Origin of the sequence: Bacillus proteolyticus, from assembly GCF_001884065.1 — a bacterium.
GTDB classification, from domain to species: domain Bacteria; phylum Bacillota; class Bacilli; order Bacillales; family Bacillaceae_G; genus Bacillus_A; species Bacillus_A proteolyticus.
Window position 1 is genome coordinate 128282 of the sequence record NZ_MACH01000153.1, and the last position, 7712, is coordinate 135993.

Consider the following 7712-nt stretch of genomic DNA (forward strand, 5'->3'; position numbering starts at 1 on the left):
TTTATGCTTCGATTACTTTAAGCATTCTATTTAAAAATGCAGCAGCTTTACCACGTGTTGCTGTACCTTTTGGGACAAACTCGTTTCGCTCGTTCCCTTTTACAATTCCGTATGCATAAACGTTTTGTAATGCTTTTTTATTGTATGCTAAGTCTTGGTCAGTGAATGGTAATTTCACTTCTTTTCTATAAATCCATTTGTATTCTAGTGCACGATCAATCATAATAACAGCTTCATCACGTGTTATTGTAGCATTTGGATCAAATTTATTATTCCCACGACCATTAATTATACCTGCGCTAGCGGCGCGATTAATTCCATCTACTAAAGACGGATGTGCTTCGTTTAAGTCCGTAAATTTAGAATTTCCAGCAGGTAACTTTAAAGAGCGCGACATTAAGTTTGCAAATTCTGCACGTGTTACAAGACGATTTGGCCAATAAGAACCATTACCGTCGCCGAACATAATTTTTTTAGCTGCTAACTGGCGAATATCTTGCTCATACCAGCCACCTGTAATATCGTCTTTTTCATGTGGGATTTCTTCAGGGATAACATCTTTACGATTTTCATTATAATAAGCATTTGTTCCTTGTAAGAAAGCATTCCATTGTCCACGTTGAATCATAAATGCAGGACAGTTTTTTCCGCTCCAAAATTGGTGCTTTTGAACATGATCTAGCGAGATATTTAGTTCATTCATTAAATACGCAGCTAATTTGCGGGCGTTTTCTACTGCTTTAACATAATTACCATCGCTATTTACAGCAATTTCAATTCCGATTGATTCATAATTTCCAGTTTTATTTCCAGCATGCCACCCAACTTCATTTAATGGAAGGTGTTGATAAATTTCTTTATCATCGACAGTAAAATGCCAAGATGCTGAACGATCGGTTTTTCCGCGTGCTTGACTATCTAAGTACTTTGCGTGATTTAAAGCGTTAGCACCTTTGCTCGTATTAGCAGTTTCATGAATTGTAATGTATTTTGGATCCATTGCGTATCCAGGTCGAATGTTTTCATTACCTTTTGGGACAATCATTTCTTTAAATGTCACACCATAAATAGTGCTTGTATATAAATTTGCGGGCGTTCTATATAAAGTTTTCTTTTCTGTAGAACTCTTATTTTCTAATAAGGATGCTTTCGTACCTTCAAACGTAGCTGAAGGGGCGTAAATCCATTTTGATGTTTCGTTTACTTGAATTTTAAACCAATTCCCAGATTGTTCAGTAGGAGTGATTATTTGTGGCTGTATTTTATTTTCTTCTTTAAATGGTTCGAAAGGAAGTGAATATGTAAAAGTCTCTTCCTTTATAATTAATTTTTTATTGGAAAGTTTATGAATCTCTCGTACTTCTAAACTATTATCGTCATTATTGATCCAGCCAGAACCAGATGCAGTTTGTACATAATATGTAGTATCTTTTTTCTTTGTTGCCTTTACGACTTGTTCAGTAACTTCGATATTTGTTTTGTTCTTTAAATTGTTTGAGTCATATAGTGGAAGTTTTTTTGATAAATGGAGAAGATATTCACCATTTATTTCAAGGTGATTCTCTTCATTATGTCGATGTTTTTGCATGTTCTTCAATGCTTTTTAAAGCTTGTTCATCAGTAGATACTTCCGTGGTTTTCTCTACATTCTCTGCGAATGAATAAGTAGGTGCCACAAAAGTTTGTAGTGCAAGAGAGAGTGCTAAAATGTTGTAAAACTTTTTCTTCATAGTTGTTTTAACACGTTAGGTTTTTAATCTCGTGTTAACAGGCCTCCTTTATATGTATTTAAACTAGTAGTTAGTACTAATACGTTTTAGATTGTAACAAGGGCATGTTATAATGTCTATACAACTAAGGGGTGTTTATGAAAAATCAATATTCAGTATGTTGTAAATGTGATATGGGAATAAGGTAAAACCTTCTGTATTGACCTGCAAACGCCCTTCAAGTAAACTAAAGAGAGTTTGCAAATGAAAAGGTGATAATGTTGTTAATTTCAATTAAAACGTTACAAGATGATCGTTTTTTACGCCCGCTACAAAATATTGGCGGTTTATTTTTTGAAGAGAGCACGATAGGGTTTGAGAAAGAAGAAGCAGATCTGATCGTTGATATACAGATAGAAGGTAATGTGACAGCATCAGCTCATTTAACAGATGTTGCAACCGGAAATGTGTATGAAGAAACATTCTCGAAAGATTTATCTGCTTTTACAGATGAAAAAGAACGTATGAAGCAAGTGAAACATGTTGTTTCTTACGTATATCTTTCTGTACTTCAACAGCTAACTGGACTTGAACAGAGCTGGGGTATTTTAACGGGAGTACGCCCAACGAAGCTTCTTCATAAAATGCTTCAAAATGGTATGACAAAAGAAGAGGCGCATAAAGAACTTCGTGAAAGTTATTTAATTCATGAAGAGAAAATTGAGCTTCTTCAGCGTATCGTGGATTGCCAATTAGCGGTAGTTCCGGATTTATACCGTTTGAAAGAGGAAGTAAGTATTTATATCGGTATTCCATTCTGCCCAACAAAATGTGCATACTGTACATTCCCGGCTTATGCAATTAACGGACGCCAAGGGTCAGTTGATTCGTTCTTAGGTGGCTTACATTATGAAGTTCGTGAAATTGGTAGGTTTTTAAAAGAAAAAGGTGTTAAAGTTACGACGATTTATTACGGCGGTGGTACACCGACGAGTATTACAGCAGAAGAGATGGATATGCTGTATGAAGAAATGTACGAAGCGTTCCCAGATGTGAAAGATGTACGTGAAGTAACAGTTGAGGCAGGTCGCCCAGATACGATCACACCAGCGAAGCTAGAAGTGTTAAATAAATGGAACATTGACCGTATTAGTATTAATCCGCAGTCATACCATCAAGAGACACTAAAAGCAATTGGACGTCATCATACTGTAGAAGAAACGATTGAGAAGTATCATTTAGCACGTGAAATGGGAATGAACAATATTAACATGGACTTAATTATTGGTCTTCCTGGTGAAGGATTAGAAATCTTCAAGCATACGCTAGATGAAACAGAAAAGTTAATGCCAGAATCGTTAACAGTTCATACGTTATCATTTAAACGTGCTTCTGAAATGACGCAAAACAAACGTAAATATAAAGTAGCAGGTCGCGAAGAAATCACTGCGATGATGCATGAGGCGGAAGAGTGGACGAAGAACCACAATTACGTGCCATACTATTTATATCGTCAAAAAAATATTTTAGGGAACTTAGAAAACGTTGGGTATGCAATGCCTACGCAAGAAAGTATCTACAATATTGTTATTATGGAAGAAGTACAATCGATTATCGGACTTGGTTGCGGTGCATCAAGTAAATTTGTTCACCCACAAACAGGAGCAATTACACACTTTGCGAATCCGAAAGATCCAAAATCATATAACGATGGCTTTGTGAAATATACAGAAGATAAACTGAAAATTTTAGAAGAGCTATTTGTGTAAGGAGAAAGAGACTGTTCCGATTTGGAACAGTCTCTTTTTTATCCCGCTATTTGCCGGGCAGATTAAAGTGTCACTTTATATTGTCAGTTTTTGTCGGTAAGTCGATATATTCGAAAAATCGCTGATATAAATTGAGTTGCGGTCGATATATTTTAAAAATCGCTGATATATTTCAAGTTGCGGTCAATATATTTAAAAAACCTTCAATATAATTTCATTTACCGTCAAGTGACACTGTTTGTAAAACTATGTCGATAATAATCAGAAAAATTAGTCATATTATTAGAGGACAATGTCTACTTATAGACGAAATGATAGATTTATGAAAGAGAAAAGGGGGAAATTGTTGGCATGTACATGACGATAGGGAGAATTTTTGATTTAGCAGTTGGCAAGTATCCGAATAAAGAGGCGTTAGTAGAGCCAGAAAAAAATATTCGCTGGACATATAAACAGTGGGATGAGCAAATAAATAAAACGGCGCAAGCTCTATTGAAAGAAGGAGTAAGAAAAGGAGACTCTGTATCTGTTTACTTATATAACTGTCGTGAATTTGTAAACGTTTACTTAGCCTGTGCCAAAATTGGGGCGATCTTTAACCCGATTAATTTCCGCTTAAAAGCAAAAGAATTATCGTATATCCTCCAAGATGCAGCCTCGAAATTAGTTGTCTTTGAAAAAGCAGTCGAATCAACTGTTGCTATGATTGAACGAGATTTTCCAAATACGTCTTTTTGGTATGTAGAAGACGATACACCTTCCTATGCGAGTTCTTACCATGAAAAAGTAAATGAAGCATCAGCTGAAAAAGTAGATATTGTAGTAGATGAGATGGATTATTGTTCTATGCTTTATACGAGTGGTACGACTGGCCATCCGAAAGGTGTACTACATCGCCATCGTGATATGGCTGAGCATAGTATGATTTGTACGTATTTCATAAAATATAACAGGGATAGCGCTGGACTTGTGGTAGCGCCTTTATATCATTGCGGCGAGTTAAATGCTGGAATTATACCGCGCATTCAAGTTGGCGGAAAGAATGTTATTTTACATCATTTTGATACGGATAGAGTGCTACATACAATTCAAGAAGAGAAGATTACGACGTTTTTTGCAGCACCAACGATGTGGAATATGTTACTGCAAAAAGATCTGACTAAGTATGATTTAACTTCGATGAAGATTGGTGTATATGGCGGGGCTGCGATGGCACCAGCACTAGTGAAGGAATGTAAAGAGCGTCTTTATATTGATCTTGTCCAAATTTACGGAATGACAGAAATGGGACCGGTTGTTGCGTTTCTCGTGGAAGAGGATCAAATTACGAAAGCTGGTTCAGCTGGAACACCGTGCTTTAGCCATGAAATTCGAATTGTCAAACCGAACGAAGATGCACCGGCAGAGCCAGACGATGTCTTGCCTCCTTATGAAGTAGGGGAAATTATTTTACGCGGCCCGACTATGATGGCTGGTTATCATAATCGAGAAGAAGCAAATGCAAAATCAATGTATAAAGGCTGGTATCATTCTGGTGATTTAGGCTACTTCGATAAAGACGGTTATTTATTCGTTGCAGATCGTGTTGATGATATGGTAATTAGCGGTGGGGTAAATATTTATCCTCGTGAAGTTGAAGATTTCCTTCATAGTCACCCTGGTGTATTAGATGTTGCAGTACTTGGTGAGCCAGATGAACTATGGGGAGAGCGTGTCGTTGCGGTCGTTGTAAAGAAAGATGAAAATATTTCAGAAGCTGATTTAGAAATGTATTGTAAAGAAAGTGACGAATTAGCAGACTATAAACGCCCACGTCATTATTTATTTGTGGATGAACTTCCTCGTAATGCGAGTGGAAAACTACAAAAATTTGTGCTGAGAGAGTCGCTGAAAGGCGCGAAAAAATAATTAGTAGGACAGTTATCTATACAAATAAGGCTATCTTTCTTCATAAGGAAAGGTAGCCTTATTTTTTAAAAATAATCAAGTAAGGGAGGTAGTTTGGTCAAAAAATAGTATATACCTTTTATTTTAAATTACGTTCTTATATTATAATGAAATAATTTTATTTTTACTGTTTTAGCCCTGAAATCATGTTTTCTATTTTGAATAGAAGTGTTGTTGGTTGGATGAGGAATATTAAAATAGTAATAGTTAGTTTGTAATTACGAAACATCTTCATATATTAGTACGAGTTGAATAAATAAATTTGAGGAGAATGTTGGTGGAGCATATTTGTAAAGAAAGATGGTCAGTCATCAGATGACCATATGAGCAAATTGGTCATTTAGTACTTTTGGTTACTACTATTATAGTAACAAATTAAAGTGTAAATGAACAGTCTTGTAATGCATTTTTATAAGTACTAATATTTATTGTTGGCTGCCAAAACAAGAGAACAATACGGTTAATGAATCGCTTTGTTACTGCTTTGTTTTGCATGATTAAAGATAGTTTGATGCTGCAAATATTCTTTAGTTGTAACCTTTTTTCAAGGTGGTTTAGGGTGGAAAGGATTTCACCGCAGGAAAATTTGATAATTAAAGATGGAGGCGTTATGAGTACATATTTAAAAAGAATATCTGTGATTTGTTTTATTTTTACTGTTATTATTGGACAGGTTTTTCTGCCTGTCATAGGGCATGCTCAAGAATTAAATACGGCAGGATTTGTCGATAGTTTTGCATTTGAAAAGACAACATTAAATTATGGGGAAAAGACTAGCATACGTGTAAACTTTAGTGAAAAGCCTGGAAAGAAGATGAAGTCTGGGGATACATTAACGTTAGCACTACCTCCAGAATTAAAGGGATATAGCGGAACGATTGCATTAAAGGATGAATCGGGGCGTGTTTTTGGTACGTGCCAGATCAATACAAATAATGTAGTTTGTACATTTAATGATACAGTAGAACAGCTCGAAAATATTCGAGGAAATTTTAATTTCGCTGTTCAAGGTACGAATGTAGAAGCAGGAAAAACGAAAGATGTACAAACGAATTTAGGGACAAATTTAGAAAAACAAACGGTTAGCATTACCCACTCGAAAGGGGGCGGTACAGAACCGGGGATCTTTTTCTATAAAGCTGGTGATATTCAGCCAGACAAAAGTAATGAAATACGTTGGTTTTTAAATATCAATCTAAAGAAACAATATTTACACGACAATATCGTTTTGAAAGATACTTTACAAGAAGGACAAATGCTTAATAAAGATAGTTTTTATATAACTATTAATAGTAGAGAAAATTTGTCTCTTGAGCAATTTCAACAGCGAGGTTATGGATATATTAAGTTTACTAGTGATAACTCATTTGAAGTTGTAATTTATAGACATATGGCGAACGCTACTTCATTTACTGTTGCTTATAAATCAACTATAACTGAGAGTGGAAAAAGTTTAAAATTCCTACAAAATGACTATAAACTTGATTATCAAATTTTATATGAGAAACCTATTTCTGAATCTAATAGTGCAAAGGTTGAAAATATATCATTTGGCGGCGGAGCTGAAGGGGATTTACCGGCGAAAGGAACGCTGCAAATTGTGAAACATATTGAAGGAAACGAGGGGAAAGTTATCCCGGGTGTTTCTTTTAAACTGTATACAGAGTCAGGACAGCAAATTGGTGATTCTTATACAACGAATAAAGATGGAGTAGTTGAGGCATCGAATCTAACTCCAGGTAATTACTATGTACAAGAAATTTCAGCACCGAACTATGTAGAGTTCGATCCACAAACGAAAATTCCTTTTACAATTAAGAAGGATGATGTAAATGGAATAAAACTTATGGTTCCAAATAAGTTAAAAACTACATCAGTTATGGGAAAGAAAACATGGGAAGGCGACAAAGTAAATGATCGCCCAGAAACAATTAAAGTAGATTTACTGCAAGATGGTAAAGTCATTGCAACGAAAGAAGTTATGGCAGCAAATGATTGGAAATACGAGTTTGAAAAGTTACCAGCAGTTAATAATGAAGGAAAAGCTCATAAGTATGAAGTAAAAGAACAACCAGTAACCGGATATCAATCGAAAGTTAATGGTTATGATATTACAAATATAAAGATCCATGAAGTAACAGAAGTAGAAGAGCAAGGTAAAGAAGAAACAACAGAAGAGATGGAAGAGCTATCAAAACCGGAAGAACCAAAGGTGACAGAAGAACCGAATGAGTTAGAAAAACCAGAGGTAACAGACAAACCGGAAATCTGGGTAAAACCAGAAGAA

General features: G+C 35.5%; 3 protein-coding genes and 1 pseudogene. 3 read left to right on the forward strand and 1 reads right to left on the reverse strand.

The window, feature by feature from the left end:
- Position 1 precedes the first annotated feature (1 nt).
- A pseudogene (locus BAQ49_RS32550) lies at positions 2 to 1730 on the reverse strand (S-layer homology domain-containing protein).
- A 257-nt stretch (positions 1731 to 1987) separates the two neighbouring features.
- Between BAQ49_RS32550 and BAQ49_RS27490 the strand changes: the two are divergent.
- The 3 genes from BAQ49_RS27490 to BAQ49_RS27505 form a co-directional block, all read left to right on the forward strand.
- A complete protein-coding gene (locus BAQ49_RS27490) occupies positions 1988 to 3478 on the forward strand; it encodes a coproporphyrinogen III oxidase (RefSeq protein ID WP_071747871.1) in 1491 nt (496 codons plus the stop codon).
- Positions 3479 to 3829: 351 nt separating this feature from the next.
- Positions 3830 to 5386, forward strand: coding sequence for a fatty acid--CoA ligase (locus BAQ49_RS27500; protein WP_071747872.1), 1557 nt, complete (start codon positions 3830 to 3832; stop codon positions 5384 to 5386).
- Positions 5387 to 6035: 649 nt separating this feature from the next.
- A partial coding sequence (locus BAQ49_RS27505) for a Cna B-type domain-containing protein (protein ID WP_071747876.1) occupies positions 6036 to 7712 on the forward strand: 1677 nt, incomplete at its 3' end.

What these genes read in the sequence shown, in the direction of transcription:
- BAQ49_RS27490 (WP_071747871.1), top strand. Translation starts at nt 1,988, where the DNA reads ATGTTGTTAATTTCAATTAAAACGTTACAAGATGATCGTTTTTTACGC.
- BAQ49_RS27500 (WP_071747872.1), top strand. Translation starts at nt 3,830, where the DNA reads ATGTACATGACGATAGGGAGAATTTTTGATTTAGCAGTTGGCAAGTAT.